Here is a 1,306-nt window from a genome sequence, read left to right on the forward strand (position 1 = left end):
GGTTCATCGCGGATTACCGGGGAAGGCAGCGCGGATCTTCAGGAAGAAATATTCCTGATCCCGGTAGCCGTAGGCCCGGCGTTTGATGACCTTGATGGTGTTGTTGATGCCCTCGACGATGCTGGTATTGAGGGGATGCCGGCAACGGGAAAGGATGCCGTGCAGGTAGACCGATAGCCGTTGGGCAAAGAGGGCCAACGCAGCGATCCCGCTGCGTTGCGCCTGCTCAAGCCAGCTATCCCAGGCTTGCCGTGCCCAGCCTGGGCGCTTGTAGAACCACAAGCGCTTTAGCTCATCGCGCATGAGATAGGCCGTGAGCAGCGGCTGATTGGCGTCCAGCAGCTCGTTCAGTTGCACTGTCTGGCGGCGGTCCAGGTTCTCCCGGTTGCGCAGCAGCAGCCATCGGCTCGACTTGATGACCCGGCGTGCGGGCTTGTCCTGTCGTAGCTTGTTCGCCTGGTCGACCCGGACTCGATCAATGACTTCTCGACCGTATTTGGCCACGACGTGGAACAGGTCATAGACGATTTCGGCGTTGGGGCAGTTGGCCTGGATCTCCAGTTCGTACGCGGTCGTCATGTCGATTGCCACGGCACGGATCTGATCGGCGACCCCTTCGGGAAGCTGCTCGAAGAAGGCTCGTGCGGTATCCCGCGAGCGGCCGTTGCCAAGCCACAGCACTTGGCGGCTGATCGGATCGACAACCACCGTGGCATAGCGATGGCCCTTATGCAGGGCGAATTCGTCCATGGCCAGATAGTGGATCTTGCTCCAGTCCGGCTCCTGGACAGCCTCGCGTAGAAGGGCTTTATCCAGCGACTTGACGGTGTGCCACCCCAACTGAAAAAAGCGCGCCACGGCCAAGATATTGCTCGAAAGAAGCAGTTGGCTTACCGCCTCGGCCAGCCGGTCCGTCACGCGCTGATAGCGCCCCAGCCAGCTGAGCTTCTCAAGCCGTGGGCCGCCACAGTGATCGCACCAGATCCGTCGCCGCGGCACGACCAAGGCGACACGAAGGGCCATCAGCGGCAAATCTCTCACGCGCCGCACGGTGGTCTCATGCACCTGCCTGCATCGGCTACCGCAGTGCTCGCAGTACATGGCCCGCGACGTCGGCTTGAGAAAGATGGTCACGGTGCGACTATCGCCTTCGGGCCACGCCACGCGCTCAACCCGATAGCCTTCCCACCCGCCCAGCTTCTCGATCGTCTTCCGATCCAGCATCGACGTACCCCAAAGTCCGACAAATCAGGCTTTAAGGGTACGTTGAGCTACAGCAAGGCTCCACGGTAATCCGCGAAGAACC

General features: G+C 61.2%; 1 protein-coding gene. It reads right to left on the reverse strand.

Annotated features, from left to right (window positions below):
* Positions 1-3: 3 nt before the first annotated feature.
* Positions 4-1,224, reverse strand: a complete 1,221-nt coding sequence (locus tag VI08_RS16290) for an ISL3 family transposase (RefSeq protein WP_045830678.1) — start codon at positions 1,222-1,224, stop codon at positions 4-6.
* Positions 1,225-1,306 lie beyond the last annotated feature (82 nt).

Source organism: Luteibacter yeojuensis, from assembly GCF_000964085.1.
Lineage (GTDB): Bacteria > Pseudomonadota > Gammaproteobacteria > Xanthomonadales > Rhodanobacteraceae > Luteibacter > Luteibacter yeojuensis_A.

Coding starts and splice junctions, on each gene's coding strand:
- VI08_RS16290 (WP_045830678.1), bottom strand. CDS start 1,224: ATGCTGGATCGGAAGACGATCGAGAAGCTGGGCGGGTGGGAAGGCTAT.